13 protein-coding genes are annotated in these 13,090 nt (G+C 69.2%); 6 read left to right on the top strand and 7 right to left on the bottom strand.

The genetic code is table 11. From position 1 onward, the window contains the following. Positions 1-82 precede the first annotated feature (82 nt). Positions 83-1,885, top strand: a complete 1,803-nt coding sequence (locus TSO352_RS12370; protein ID WP_109107638.1) for a thiamine pyrophosphate-requiring protein — start codon at positions 83-85, stop codon at positions 1,883-1,885. A gap of 27 nt (positions 1,886-1,912) precedes the next feature. Here TSO352_RS12370 and TSO352_RS12365 read toward each other — a convergent pair whose 3' ends face one another. From TSO352_RS12365 to TSO352_RS12345, 6 genes are all read right to left on the bottom strand, one after another. Then, positions 1,913-2,659, bottom strand: a complete 747-nt coding sequence (locus tag TSO352_RS12365) for a ZIP family zinc transporter (RefSeq protein ID WP_109107637.1) — start codon at positions 2,657-2,659, stop codon at positions 1,913-1,915. Positions 2,660-2,689: 30 nt separating this feature from the next. Further along, positions 2,690-3,520: a sigma-70 family RNA polymerase sigma factor gene (locus TSO352_RS12360; protein ID WP_109107636.1), complete on the bottom strand. Its 831-nt coding sequence runs from the start codon at positions 3,518-3,520 to the stop codon at positions 2,690-2,692. A 129-nt stretch (positions 3,521-3,649) separates the two neighbouring features. Next, positions 3,650-4,426, bottom strand: coding sequence for a Crp/Fnr family transcriptional regulator (locus tag TSO352_RS12355; RefSeq protein ID WP_158284577.1), 777 nt, complete (start codon positions 4,424-4,426; stop codon positions 3,650-3,652). 55 nt (positions 4,427-4,481) lie between these two features. Beyond that, entirely contained in the window at positions 4,482-4,736 is a 255-nt protein-coding gene (locus tag TSO352_RS33205) for a hypothetical protein (RefSeq protein ID WP_158284576.1), read from the bottom strand. A gap of 94 nt (positions 4,737-4,830) precedes the next feature. Further along, complete coding sequence (gene petA / locus TSO352_RS12350) at positions 4,831-5,367, bottom strand: ubiquinol-cytochrome c reductase iron-sulfur subunit (protein WP_247872060.1); 537 nt, start codon at positions 5,365-5,367, stop codon at positions 4,831-4,833. A gap of 250 nt (positions 5,368-5,617) precedes the next feature. Then, a complete protein-coding gene (locus TSO352_RS12345) occupies positions 5,618-6,058 on the bottom strand; it encodes a GNAT family N-acetyltransferase (protein ID WP_109107633.1) in 441 nt (146 codons plus the stop codon). A gap of 701 nt (positions 6,059-6,759) precedes the next feature. Between TSO352_RS12345 and TSO352_RS12340 the strand changes: the two genes are divergently transcribed. Genes TSO352_RS12340 through TSO352_RS12320 form a run of 5 tightly spaced genes read left to right on the top strand, consistent with a single transcriptional unit; the run spans position 6,760 to position 11,120 of the window. Beyond that, the gene (locus TSO352_RS12340; protein ID WP_109107632.1) at positions 6,760-7,794 is read left to right on the top strand and encodes an alcohol dehydrogenase catalytic domain-containing protein; all 1,035 of its coding nucleotides are present in this window, start codon (positions 6,760-6,762) and stop codon (positions 7,792-7,794) included. Next, positions 7,781-8,467 carry a cupin domain-containing protein gene (locus TSO352_RS12335; protein ID WP_109107631.1) on the top strand — a complete coding sequence of 229 codons (687 nt, stop codon included), beginning with the start codon at positions 7,781-7,783 and terminating at the stop codon, positions 8,465-8,467. Before TSO352_RS12340 ends, TSO352_RS12335 begins: the two co-directional genes overlap by 14 nt. Positions 8,468-8,480: 13 nt before the next feature. Then, entirely contained in the window at positions 8,481-9,596 is a 1,116-nt protein-coding gene (locus tag TSO352_RS12330) for an FAD-dependent oxidoreductase (RefSeq protein ID WP_109107630.1), read from the top strand. After that, a complete protein-coding gene (locus TSO352_RS12325; protein WP_109107629.1) occupies positions 9,593-10,438 on the top strand; it encodes a VOC family protein in 846 nt (281 codons plus the stop codon). The genes TSO352_RS12330 and TSO352_RS12325 overlap by 4 nt, the downstream gene beginning before the upstream one ends. A 46-nt stretch (positions 10,439-10,484) precedes the next feature. Continuing rightward, the gene (locus TSO352_RS12320) at positions 10,485-11,120 is read left to right on the top strand and encodes a 5'-methylthioadenosine/S-adenosylhomocysteine nucleosidase (protein ID WP_247872059.1); all 636 of its coding nucleotides are present in this window, start codon (positions 10,485-10,487) and stop codon (positions 11,118-11,120) included. 199 nt (positions 11,121-11,319) lie between these two features. Here TSO352_RS12320 and TSO352_RS12315 read toward each other — a convergent pair. After that, positions 11,320-13,090, bottom strand: a 1,771-nt coding sequence (locus TSO352_RS12315; protein ID WP_109108294.1) for a phosphate acyltransferase, incomplete at its 5' end; no start/stop codon positions are given.

Raw genomic sequence — 13,090 nt, 5'->3', positions numbered from 1 at the left:
CGGTCGCCGCCCGAACCGGGGCCGCCGCCGGCCGTTGAGGCGGCAACGGCAATCCACCCTGCAAAGACATCGAGAGGCGACCATGGCTGCGAACGTCAGCGACTTCTTTTGGCAGCGGCTCTCCCAATGGGGCGTACGGCGCGTCTTCGGCTATCCGGGCGACGGCATCAACGGGTTGGTCGGCGCGCTGGCCCGTGCCGGCGACCGCTTCGAGTTCGTCCAGGCCCGGCACGAGGAACTGGCCGCCTTCATGGCGACCGCGCACGCCAAGTACACCGGCGAGCTGGGGGTGTGCCTCGCCACCTCCGGCCCCGGCGCCATCCACCTGCTGAACGGCCTCTATGACGCCAAGCTCGACCACCAGCCGGTGCTCGCCATCGTCGGGCAGCAGGCGCTGACCGCGCTCGGCGGCCACTACCAGCAGGAGGTGGACCTCATCTCGCTGTTCAAGGACGTTGCCGGCGAATACGTCCACATGGCCTCCACCCCGGCCCAGGTCCGCCACCTCGTCGACCGCGCGGTGCGCATCGCCAAGGCGGAGCGCACGGTGACCTGCATCATCCTGCCCAACGACCTGCAGGAGATGGACGCGGTGGAGACGCCACCGCGCGCCCACGGCACCATCCATTCCGGCGTCGGCTGGTCGGCCCCCGTGGTGCGCCCCACCGACGAAGACCTGGGCCGCGCCGCCGACGCGCTGAACGCCGGCTCCAAGGTGGCGATCCTGGTCGGTGCCGGGGCGCTGCAGGCGACCGACGAGGTGATCGAGGTGGCCGACATCCTGGGGGCCGGTGTCGCCAAGGCGCTGCTCGGCAAGGCGGCGCTGCCCGACGATCTGCCCTTCGTCACCGGCTCCATCGGCCTGCTCGGCACCCGGCCCAGTTACGAGATGATGGTGAACTGCGACACGCTGCTGATGATCGGCTCCGGCTTCCCCTATTCGGAGTTCCTGCCCAAGGAGGGGCAGGCGCGCGGCGTGCAGATCGACATCGACCCGAAGATGCTCAGCATCCGCTACCCGATGGAGGTGAATCTCGTTGGTGACAGCGCCGGCACGCTGCGCGCGCTCATCCCGCTGCTCCAGCGCAAGCAGGACCGCTCCTGGCGCCAGGGCATCGAATCCGGCGTGGCCGACTGGTGGAAGGTGCTGGAGGCGCGCGCGATGAACGACGCCACGCCGCTGAACCCGCAGCGCGTTTTCTGGGAGCTGTCGCCGAAGCTGCCCGACGACGTGGTGATCGCCTGCGACACCGGGTCCGGCACCAACTGGTACGCCCGCGACCTGAAGATCCGCCGGGGCATGAAGGCCAGCCTGTGCGGCGGCCTCGCCACCATGGGGCCGGGCATGCCCTACGCCATCGCCGCCAAGTTCGCCCACCCCGACCGCCCGGTGCTCGCCATCGTCGGCGACGGCGCCATGCAGATGAACGGCATGAACGGGCTGATCACCGTGTTGCGATACTGGAAGCGGTGGGCCGACCCGCGCTTCGTGGTGCTGGTGCTCAACAACCGCGACCTGAACCAGGTGACCTGGGAGATGCGCGCGCAGGCCGGCGACCCGAAGTTCGATGCCTCGCAGCAGCTTCCCGATGTGCCCTACGCCCGCTACGCCGAGTTGCTGGGCTTCAAGGGGTTGTTCGTCGACAAGCCCGAGGATCTCGGGCGGGTCTGGGACGAAGCGCTGGCGACCCGCGGTCCGGTGGTGGTCGAGGCGTTCACCGACCCCAACGTCCCGCCGCTGCCGCCGCACATCACGCTGAAAAACGCCGCCGCCATGATGGCGACGCTGGCCAAGGGCGACCCGGAGGTCTGGGACATGCTGAAGGACACCGCGAAGGACTTCGTCGAGAGCTATTTGCCGCACGGCGGCGGCACGAAGACGTGAGCGACCGGGGGCGCGGCGGCGCGCCCCCTACCCGCCCATCTTGGACAGCGCGAACGCGGCGAGGAAGCCGGCGACCGTGATGAAGCCGGCGTAGTCATGGGTCTCCTCGAACGCTTCCGGGATCATGGTGTCGGCGATCATCGCCAGGATGGCGCCAGCCGCAACCGCCTGCGTCGCCGCCACCACAGCGTCGCCCAGCCCGGCGAACACCACGTAGCCCAGCCATGATGCCAGCCCGGAGACCAGCGCGATGCCGCCCCACAGGCCGAAGATGTAAGCGGCCGAGCGGCCAGCCTTCGTCATGCCGGCGGCGCTCGACAGGCCCTCCGGCACGTTGGAAAGGAACACGGCGACGACCGCGACGAAGCTGACAGAGCCGCCCTCGATCAGGCTGACGCCGATGACGATGGACTCGGGGATGCCGTCAAGCAGCGCGCCGACGGCGATCGCCAGACCGCTGCCCGCGTCGCCGTTCTGCTGCCCGCCGGACCGCTTGCGGTGCTTGGCGCCGCGTCGCGACACGATGACGTTGGCGACGGTGTAGACCAGTGCCCCGCCCAGGAAGCCCGCCGCCGTCGCCGGAAAGCCGCCACGCCGGATCGCCTCGTCCATCAGCTCGAACGACAGCGCCGAAATCAGCACGCCGCTGCCAAACGCCATGACCCCCGCGATCACCCGTTGCGGGATGCGCGCCAGATACGCGGCCGCGGCGCCGAGCAGCAGCGCCGAACCGCTGAGCAGGCCCCACAGGCCCGCCTGAATGGAGAGTGGCATCAATCGTCCTGTTTACATCGGTTCAGCCCCTCAATGGCCGACGACACGGGTGGTTCCGTCAGGGGGAGGCAAGCCGGCTCTCAACGGCGGCCGCTTGTCGGCGGACGGCGGCCCTCTTGTGCGGATGCTCTCCAGCGTCGATCTCTCACGCACCGGTCTGCGCCGAAGCCATTCCCAGCGAGGGGGCACGGCGAGCCGGGCGGCGCGGGACGCGCCCGTCGAGAAGCGGCGGCACAGTTCGGCCAAGCACACAGGCAGCGCAGAGGGCCGCAGTCGAAGCGCACCCGGCGCTGGAGCGGCTGTGTCCGGCGCTGCCGCCGCGGCGGGCGGCGGGGGAGCGGGATGCGACTGAACGGCGCGCACCGACGGAGCCCGTACGGAGCGCTCCCGCCGCTCCAGAATGTGGCGGACCTGCTCGCGGGCACGGGAAAGGCGCGAACGGATGGTCCCGACCGGCACGCCCAGGCGGTCCGCCGCGTCCTGGTACGAGACACCATCGATGGCCACCAGTTGCAGGAGATCGCGCTGGCGCGGCGGAAGGGCGTGGATTGCCCCCTCGACCTCGTGGAGAGCGATACGCGTGATCTGTGGCGGCGGGACGATTCCGTCATGCTCGTCCAGTTCGACCTCATGGCAACGGCGACAGCGCCGACACTGGGTGAAAAAGAGGTTCTTGATGATCGTCGTCAGCCAAGCTTCCAGGTTGGTGCCCAGCTCGAACTTCTCGGCGTTCCTCAGCGCACGCTCCAGGCAGTCCTGCACGAGATCCTCGGCAGCCGCATACTCGCCCGTGAGCTTGAGGGCGTAGCACCGCAGCTCCGGGATGCATGTCAGCAGCTCCTTGTGAAAGGATGTGGTCATGCTGGAATCCTGCCTGTTGGCGGTGGCCGGCAGCCGGAGTGCGGTTGCCGAACATCAAAAATCCAACGGTCCGTCGTCGACAGGGGTTCCGCAGTTCAGCACATATGTGCGCGATTTAATGATTGGTGCTCAGAGGATCAGCCGCTGGACCCGCCGCCCCAAGGGGGTGTAGCCGGCGAAGCCGGCCAGCCGCTCGCGATCGAGGATCGTGAGCCGACCGTCCTCGAGATGGGCGAGCCGCTTCTCCCGCAGTTCGCCGAGGGAACGGTTGACGTGGGTTCCCGACAGGCCGGTGGCGTCGGCGAGATGGCGGCGGCGCAAGGGAAAGGCGCAGCAGCCGTCCTTCAGTTCGCCCGTCTCCTCCAGCCGTTCCGCCAGCTCCAGCATCAGGTAGGCAATGCGTTGCGGCCCCAACGTGCGGCCGAGCACCGCGAGCCGGCTGTCGGCGCGCCGCTTGTCGTCGACCAGCGTGTGGATCAGCGCCCGGTTCAGCGCCGGGACCTGGGTGCAGAGGTCATCCAGCGACGGCGCCCTCAACCGGCACAGCACGGTCCGCGTCAGCGCGGTGACCTCGTAGTCCCAGTTGCCAAGCAACGCCACATGCAGACCGAACACGTCCCCCGGCAGCAGGATTTCGACGATCTGCCGCGAGCCGTCCGCCAGCCGGATCGATCGGAACGCCCAGCCCGAATAGAGCGTGTAGATGAAGCCACCGGCTGGTCCGGTGCTGAGCAGTCTGGCTCCGGCCGGCCGCACGAGTTGCCGGTCCCGGAGCCTGCTCACATAGCCGAGTTCGTTCTGGTCGAGCGGCTTGAACAGGTGCGACCGCCGCAGGGTGCAATCCTCGCACGCCACGCCTGACGCGCGGCGACAGGAGGGATTGCCGTGATCGGACGTCTGTTCCATCGACCGTTCATGCGATAGCCAACCGGCGGCAGGGTGTTGGGCCGCTTCGGTCCGCTCATTGGCTCCGATCGCGTCCGCGCCCTGCGCGTGCCAGCATATAGTCGTTGCGCAGGCGCCGCGCAGCGTCCTCGTCGCCAATGGAGGCGAGGAAGGAGTCGGCTGCCCGGTCCCAGGCGTCGCGCGTCTCCCCCGGCTGCGGGTCATAGCCCGGCCCGTGATGCCCGCCGAAGCCGTAGGCGCCCACCCAGTCGTCATCGTGGCCTTGGCCGGCAGTTCCCGATGGGCGGTGATCGGAATGATCCGTTTTCATGTCGTTCTCCTGGCTGGTCGGACCCAGTGTCCGCCGAGGTCCTCTTTCCGCCAACGACGGCACCCGATGGGCGTTCCATCCCAGGTTCTGCCGGTCAGCCGAGCCGGATGCGGTTGTCGTTGAGGAAGGTGTAGTGCGGCACGACGAGGTTGGCCGGGGCCGGGCCTTTGCGGATGCGGCCCGAGGTGTCGTATTGCGACCCATGGCAGGGGCAGAACCAGCCACCATAGTCGCCGCGCGGATCGGTCGGCTTCTGCCCCAGCGGCACGCAGCCGAGGTGCGTGCAGATTCCGATCACCACCAGCCACTCGGGCTTGATGACGCGCTTATCGTCCGGCTGCGGGTCGGGCAGGTCGCTCACCGTCACCGAACGGGCGGCCTCGATTTCCTCCGGGGTGCGATGGCGAACGAAGACCGGTTTGCCGCGCCACGTCACGGTGATGGCCTGCCCGACCGCGACCGGAGCGAGGTCGACCTCGATGGAGGCGAGCGCCAGCGTGTCGGTTGCCGGATTCAGGCTGTCGATCATCGGCCACAGCGCGGCTGCCGTGCCAACCGCCCCCACAGCGGTGGTGGTGAGGTAGAGGAAATCCCGCCGCGTCCCGTGGCTTTCCGGACCGGCCGTGCTCATTGCTGGTGTCGGTGCATCCATGGCGACCCTCCCTGGTGCGCAGTCTGCATGCGCAGTCTGCGGTCGCACCTGCCGCCAACGATGGCCGAAGGGCACGGTTCCCCGGATGGGTTCCGTCAGGTGTCGCGCCACGCCGCGGCTGACGGCGCAGGGAGCCCACCGGACCATGGGCGAGGACGCGACCTCCCAAACACTGCTCAACAGGTCGGAGGCCGATCCATCACAACTGTAATGCTAGTGACGCTTGGACTTATTCCAGTTTGCGCACGAAGTGGTGACACCCGATCTGGTACCGCTTCGCCATGTACAGGCGGTGCGCGTCGCTCCGGTCGGGACCAACCCCGGAATCCAGATGAAGCGCGTTGCAGTTCAGCCTTTTGGCTTCCTTCTCTGCCCAGTCCAGAATGTGGGACGCGTACCCCAGGCCTCGGTATTCCGGCAGCGTGGCAATGTCGACGATGTAGAGGGATTTCCCGAGCCACAGGGAATGCTGCAGGCGGAACCCCATGACGCACGCCGCCGGCTCGCCCTGTTTCGGAATGATACCGACAAGCCGATAACCATTCGGCCGCAACATCGTGTCGATGATCCTGCGCATCTCCACTGCGTCGTGTTTCGGCCACAGCACCCGCAGGGCGGGCACCGCCACCGCTGTGTTCTGCTCAGGAATTTCAACAATCGTTGGATGCACGTCTGTTCCTCTTGATCCCAACCAAGGGAGCGGCGTTCCCGATGCCGTTTCGGGCGCGGCTCTCTCCGCAGGATGGTCCGGATGAGGACGGAGTTTCAAGCCCACCTTGGCCTTGGCCGCTTTCTGTTGCCGATTTCCCGCCGGTGGCTGTTGGCGGGCTGCGGTCCGCGGGCTCGTTCATGGACGGACCTTCGCCGGGTGAGCGCGGCACCTAAGCTTGGCTCACGTTTATCTGCCCGACCGCCGCCGTGGCGCAGGCGGCACAGTTGGCATCATCGGGGAAGACGAGGTGATGACGGCCGCTTGTTATGACCTTGGTTCATGGTTCGATGAATTCATTCCATTTCCGCTCATGGGTGGCTTCCGCTAGAACTCGGTCGACGCCTCCCGCGGCCAGACCGGAGATCAGAATGACCGCCGCCACCTCTGACATCCGTTTCGACGAGAGGATCGACCACCGCGCGTCCAACTCGATGACCTGGGGCGGCGTTCGAACCCTGCTCACCCCGGAGGACGCCGGACTGCCGGGGGCTGGGGTGGGACGCCGAGACGCTGAACCGCGTCCGGTTCGACACGGGGCCGAAGTTCGGGACCGAGGGGCATGGCTCCATGCGGGTGAAGCTCGGCTGCCCGCGCGCAACGGTGGACGAGGCGATGGCGCGGCTGAGAATCGCCTTGAGCGCACAGTGAGGGAATGAACGATGACGGCAACCTATCGCGCGATGGCGGTCACCGCCCCGGGGCGCCTCGAACTTGTCGAGCGGCCCGTCCCCGTTCCGGAGGCGGGCGAGGTGCTGATTTCGGTCGAGGCCTGCGGCATCTGCGGCGCTGACCGCGGCGACATCGAGAAGGCCGATCCGGCGGTGCGCCGGGTTCCCGGTCACGAGGTGGTCGGGCGGATCACCGCCCTCGGGCCGGGGGTGCCGGCGATCTGGAAAGTCGGCCAGCGCGTCGGCGTCGGCCGCTTCGGCGGGCACTGTGGCGACTGCCGGGAGTGCCGGCGGGGCAAGTTCCACCTGTGCCGACAGCAGCCGGTCATGGGAGCGACCCGCGACGGCGGCTATGCCGAAATGATGACCGCGCGGGCCACGGGCCTCGTCTCCATCCCCGACGACCTCTCCTCGGAAGAGGCCGCGCCGATCCTCTGCGCCGGGCTCGCCACCTTCAACGGGCTGAAGGTCTCCGGCGCCGGACCGGGCGACACGGTGGCCGTGCTGGGCATCGGCGGCCTCGGCCACATGGCGCTGCAATATGCCCGCCGGATGGGGTTCCGCGTGATCGCCATCGGCCGCGGTCCGGACATCGCGGCGGAAGCGTTGACTCTGGGGGCGCACCGCTATGTCGATACGGAGCGCGAGGACGCCGCGGCGGTGCTGACGGACATCGGGGGAGCCAGGGCGCTTCTCTCGACCATCGGCGATACGGGCGTCGTCGCGTCGGTGATGCCGGGGCTTCAGCCGGAGGGGCGGCTGGTGCTGCTCGGCATCGGCAGGGATCCGCTGGCCGTGGCGACGGGGCATCTGGTGGGCGGTGAACGATCCATCGTGGGCTCGATCACCGGCTCGCCCTACGACAACGAGCGGGCGCTCGATTTCAGCGTGCTGACCGGCGCCCGCCCGTGGATCGAGACACTGCCGCTCGAGCGGGCCGACGAGGCCTTTCGCAGGATGCTGTCCGGCGCGGTGAAGTTCCGGATGGTGCTGACCATGGGAGACTCCGCCGTTGCACCTCAATGACGACCTGAGCCGACCCGTCGCCGTTCACGCCGGGACCCTCGACTGGGTGCCGAGCCCGGCCGCCGGGGTCGACCGCCGGATGCTCTACCGCGAAGGCGGCGAGGTGGCCCGCGCAACCTCGATCGTCCGCTATGCCAAGGGCAGCGCCTTTCCCGCCCATGTCCATTCCGGGGGCGAGGAGATCCTCGTGCTCGACGGCACGTTCCAGGACGAGCACGGCGACTATCCCGCCGGGAGCTATTTCCGCAACCCGCCCGGCACGAGCCACTGCCCAGCCGCGGCGGATGGCTGCACGATCTTCGTGAGGCTCTGGCAGTTTCGCGAGGGCGACCACGCCCAGCTCGTCCGCCGGCCCGGCGAGGGCAAGGCGGCGCCCCCGCGCGACGGGGCGACGGCGGCACGGCTGCTCTTCGACGACGGCGCCGAGCGGGTCCTGATCGAGGACTGGGCGCCCGGTGCGGCGGTGACGATCCCGAACCATCGCGGGCTTGAACTGCTGCTGGTGTCCGGCCGCCTCTTGCACGGCGGCGGGGCTCTTGCGGCGCCAAGCTGGTGCCGGCTCCCGGCGGGGCACGATTTCACCGCCAGCGTCGGGCCGGAAGGTGCCCGCATCTGGATCAAGGACGCGCCGTTGCAGCACCCCGATGTCCTGCCGATCCCCGAGCGTTCCTGAGGAGACACCAGACATGATGAAGACCGGAGTCGCCATCCTCGGCGGTGGTCTTGCCGGACTCAATGCCGCGCGCCTGCTGCACCGGGCCGGCGTCGACGTCCAGCTCTACGAGGCGCGGGACCGGCTCGGCGGCCGCGTCCTGACCGTGAACGCGGCCGGTGCGCCGGACATGGACGGCTTCGATCTCGGCCCCTCATGGTTCTGGCCGGAGATGCAGCCCGCCATCGGGGCGCTGGTCGCCGAATTGGGGCTGCCGAGCTTCGCCCAGCACAGCGAGGGCGACGTGGTGTTCGAGCGGATGTCGCGCGAACCGCCCCATCGGCTCCCCGGTCTCGGCCAGGAGCCGCGCTCGCTGCGCCTCGTCGGCGGCTCCGCCGCGCTGATCCGGGCCCTGGCGGCGGCAATCCCTGCGGACCGGCTCCACACCGGCGCCCGGGTCACCGCCCTGCATGCGCGCGAGGATGGGGTGGAACTGTCGCTGCGCCACGCCGACGGCCGTGAGGAGAGCGTGCGCGCCGGCCAGATCATCGCCGCCCTCCCGCCGCGCGTGCTGGAAAGCACCGTGCGGTTTTCTCCCGATGTGCCCTTGGAAACGCGACGGCTCTGGCGGGAGACGCCCACCTGGATGGCGCCCCACGCCAAGTTCTTTGCCCTGTATGATTGCCCGTTCTGGCGCGCCGCCGGCTTCTCCGGCACGGCGCAGAGCATGGTCGGGCCGATGCCGGAGATCCATGACGCCACCACCGCCTCGGGACAGGCGGCGCTCTTCGGCTTCCTCGGCGTCGGTGCGGACGAGCGCGCCCGCATCGGGGAGGCGGCGCTGACCAAGGCCTGCCTCGCGCAGTTCGCCCGGATCTTCGGGCCGGAGGCGGCCAGCCCGCGCGCGACGCTCTGGAAGGACTGGGCCGCCGATCCCCTGACCGCGACGGAGGCCGATCCGGCGTCCGCCGGCCACCCGGTCCCGGCCGCGGCCTGGGTGCATGGCCCGTGGCGGGACTGGCTCACGCTGGCGGGCAGCGAGGTGAGCCCGAATGAAGCCGGCTATCTCGCGGGCGCCGTGGAGGCGTCCGAGCGCACCGTGGCGACGGTGAGCCGCCGCCTGCGGGACCGGTCGGGAGCACGGGCATGACCGTCTCCCGCCGACGGATCGACCACCTCGTGCTGGCCGTCCACGACCTCGACCGGGCCGCCGCTCTCTACGAAGGACTCGGCTTTCAGGTCGGCGCCCGCAACCGCCATCCCTGGGGCACCGAGAACCGCCTGATCCAGTTCCGATCGTCCTTCCTGGAACTGATCACGGTCGGCGATGGCGCGCTGATCCCGCCGCATGCGCCCGGGCGCTTCAGCTTCGGCGCCTTCGTGCGCGATTGTCTGGAGACGCGCGAGGGCCTCGCCATGGTCGTGCTCGACAGCACCGACGCGGCGGCCGACGCGGCGGCGTTCACCCGCACGGGAATCGGCCGGTTCGAGCCCTTCCACTTCGAGCGCAAGGGCCGCCGTCCCGACGGCAGCGAAACCGTGGTCGCCTTCTCTCTGGCCTTCGCGCTCGACCCGCGCCTGCCGGACGCCGCCTTCTTCGTCTGCCAGCAGCACCATCCCGAGGCCTTCTGGAACCCCGCCTTCCAGCAGCACCCGAACGGCGCCGTCGAGCTCGAAGCGGTGACGCTGGAGGCGCCCGACCCGTCGGAGCACGCGGACTTCATCGCCGGCTTCACCGGTGTTGCCGGACGGAACAACGGCGGGCAGGACCTCGTCTTTCCGCTCCGTGGCGGTGGCCGGCTGGTCATCGCCTCGGGGGCGGGTGCGTCCGGCGGCACGAGCTACCGGGTTGCCGTCGCCGATCCTGCCGCCGTTGCGGAACGCCTCGCGCATTTGAACCTGCCGTTCCAGACCGCCGACGACGCCGTGACGATCGGACCGGCCGAGGCTTTCGGCGTGACGATCCGGTTCGGCGCAGCCGGGACGCGGTGATGCGGCGGTCCGGCCGTCATGCACAATCCTTGAAAGGTGCCTCTTGTTGTTCGACAACCCGGAAGTCCTCTTCGTCATGGCAGCGCCTGCGGAATACGGCGCGAAGCTCCAGGCGACGATCGATCCGTTGATGATCGGCGTCGGTCCGGTCGAGGCGGCGATCAACCTGACCGCTTATCTTGGCGCGCTGGCCGCGTTGCAACGCCTTCCTGATCTTGTGGTTTCCCTGGGCTCCGCCGGGTCGCGGCGCCTGCCGCAGGCCGAAATCTTCCAGGTTTCCGCCATCTCGTACCGCGACATGGACGTGTCAGCCCTGGGATTCGAGCGGGGGCGCAATCCGCTGCTGAACCTGCCGGTGGTGGTGGAACTGCCTTATGCCGTCACCGGCTTGCCGTCGGCGTCGCTGTCCACCGGGGGGGACATGGTTTCGGGCCAAGGCTACGACCAGATCGACGCCGACATGGTCGACATGGAAACCTATGCCGTCTGGCGCGCCTGCGAGAAATTCGGGCTTCCGATGATTGGGCTTCGCGGGATTTCCGACGGCCAGACGGAACTGCGGCAGGTTTCGGACTGGAAGGAGTATCTGGGTGTCATCGATGAAAAGCTGTGCCGCGCGCTGAAGCACATCGAGCGGACCATTGGAGGATGGCAGCCCCACAAGCCCCTGCTCCGTTCCTGACCAAACCACATGACATGAGCCGACTCCGGGCCAAACCGGTGTTGCAACACGGGACTTCAACCGACGCGGCCCAACAACCTTGCAGGCCAGGATGCCGCTGTCGGCTGGAGGTCCCTGTGCTGGCGCCTCTTTGTGCTGCGGCAGCACGGCCGGCCAAGCGGCCGGCATGCCCGCCCAAGCGAACGGCGCGGCGTTTCCGCTATTCCGCCGCCTGCCGCACCGGAAACGGAGCGCTGTCCATCTGGGCGTCCACCACGGCCAGCGCGGTCACGTTGACCACGCCACGGGACGTTATGGCCGGGGTGACGATGTGGGCCGGCGCGCCGACGCCCAGCAGGATCGGGCCGACCGACAAGCCGTCCCCGAGCACCTTCAGCATTTCGAACGCGATGTTCGCGGCATCCAGTGTCGGCATGACCAGCAGGTTCGCCTGACCCCGCAGCCGCCCGTTGGGCAGCACGCGGTCGCGGATCGCTTCCGACAGCGCGGCGTCCGCGTGCATCTCGCCATCCGCCTCCAGGTCCGGCGCCCGGCTCCTCAGAAGGTCGAGCGCCTTGCGCATCTTGACCGCTGAAGGCGAATCGGCGCTGCCGAAGTTGGAGTGCGACAGCAGGGCCACCTTCGGCTCGATGCCGAAGTGCCGCACCTTCTCCGCCGCCAGGACGGCGATCTCCGCGATTTCCGCGGCCGTCGGATCGGCATTCACGTGGGTGTCACAGAGGAAGAAGGTGCCCTTGTCGAGGATCAGGAGGTTCATGGCGGCCGACACGGGCGCGTCGCCCCGACGGCCGAGCACGTCCCGGACATGGCCATGATGCTCGGCATAGCGGCCGGACGTGCCGCAGATCATCGCGTCGGCGGCTCCGCGCCGCACCATCAGGGCGGCGAACACGGTCGCGTCGGTGCGCACCACGGTGTCGGCGAAGGCCGGCGACACGCCGCGCCGCTCCATGATCCGGCGATAAACGTCGGCATACTCGTGGCTGCGGGGATCCCGCGCGGGCTCGATCACCGTCACGTTTCCACCGGGTGTCAAGCGCAGCCCGAGGCCCCGGATCTTGCGCTCCACGGCCTCCACGCGGCCAAGGAGGATGGGCCGCGCAACGCCATCGTCCACCGCCACCTGGGCGGCGCGCAGCACGCGGTCGTCCTCGCCCTCGGCGTAGACGACGCGCTTGGGCGCCTGGGCGGCCTTGTGGAACACCGGCTTCATGACGAGACCGGAGCGGAAGACATACTGCCCCAGCCGCTCCCGGTAGGCGCGCAAATCGGCCAGCGGGCGGGTCGCCACGCCGCTGTCCATCGCGGCCTTGGCCACCGCCGACGCCACCTCGACGATCAGGCGGGGATCGAACGGCTTGGGCAGGATGTAGTCGGGGCCGAAGCGCAACTGCTCGCCGGTGTAGGCGGCGGCCACCACGTCCGACGCCTCGGCCCGCGCCATGTCGGCAATGGCCCGCACGCAGGCGATCTTCATCGCCTCGTTGATGGTGGTGGCGCCGACATCCAGCGCGCCGCGGAAGATGAAGGGGAAGCAGAGGACGTTGTTGACCTGGTTGGGATAATCGGAGCGGCCGGTGGCGATGATCGCGTCCGGACGGGCGGCGCGCGCCTCCTCCGGGGTGATCTCCGGATCGGGGTTGGCCAGCGCCAGGATCAGCGGCTTGGGCGCCATCGTCTTGACCATCGCGCCGGTCAGCACGCCGGGGCCCGACAGGCCGAGGAACAGGTCGGCCCCGGCCATGGCGTCCGCCAGGCTGCGCACCGCGGAGTCGGTCGCGTAACGCTCCTTGTGGGGGTTCATGCCCACGTTACGCCCGCGGTAGACCACGCCGTCCAGGTCCACCAGGGTGATGTTGCTGCGCTTGACGCCCATGCCGACGAGCAGGTCGAGGCAGGCGATGCCTGCTGCCCCGCCGCCGGTGGAGACGATCTTAACGTCCTCGATCCGCTTGCCGACCACCTGCAGT

It is taken from the genome of Azospirillum sp. TSO35-2 (genome assembly GCF_003116095.1).
In the GTDB taxonomy this organism is placed as follows: domain Bacteria; phylum Pseudomonadota; class Alphaproteobacteria; order Azospirillales; family Azospirillaceae; genus Azospirillum.
The sequence above is the reverse complement of the archived record's forward strand: the minus strand, read 5'-3'. Positions and strand labels throughout refer to the sequence as shown.

Bases quoted from the DNA above. Each gene is read 5' to 3' on its own strand.
- TSO352_RS12360 (WP_109107636.1), bottom strand. From the start codon at position 3,520: ATGACCACATCCTTTCACAAGGAGCTGCTGACATGCATCCCGGAGCTG.
- TSO352_RS12325 (WP_109107629.1), top strand. From the start codon at position 9,593: ATGACCGTCTCCCGCCGACGGATCGACCACCTCGTGCTGGCCGTCCAC.
- petA (WP_247872060.1), bottom strand. From the start codon at position 5,367: ATGAGCACGGCCGGTCCGGAAAGCCACGGGACGCGGCGGGATTTCCTC.
- TSO352_RS12365 (WP_109107637.1), bottom strand. From the start codon at position 2,659: ATGCCACTCTCCATTCAGGCGGGCCTGTGGGGCCTGCTCAGCGGTTCG.
- TSO352_RS12340 (WP_109107632.1), top strand. From the start codon at position 6,760: ATGACGGCAACCTATCGCGCGATGGCGGTCACCGCCCCGGGGCGCCTC.
- TSO352_RS33205 (WP_158284576.1), bottom strand. From the start codon at position 4,736: ATGAAAACGGATCATTCCGATCACCGCCCATCGGGAACTGCCGGCCAA.
- TSO352_RS12355 (WP_158284577.1), bottom strand. From the start codon at position 4,426: ATGGAACAGACGTCCGATCACGGCAATCCCTCCTGTCGCCGCGCGTCA.
- TSO352_RS12330 (WP_109107630.1), top strand. From the start codon at position 8,481: ATGATGAAGACCGGAGTCGCCATCCTCGGCGGTGGTCTTGCCGGACTC.
- TSO352_RS12370 (WP_109107638.1), top strand. From the start codon at position 83: ATGGCTGCGAACGTCAGCGACTTCTTTTGGCAGCGGCTCTCCCAATGG.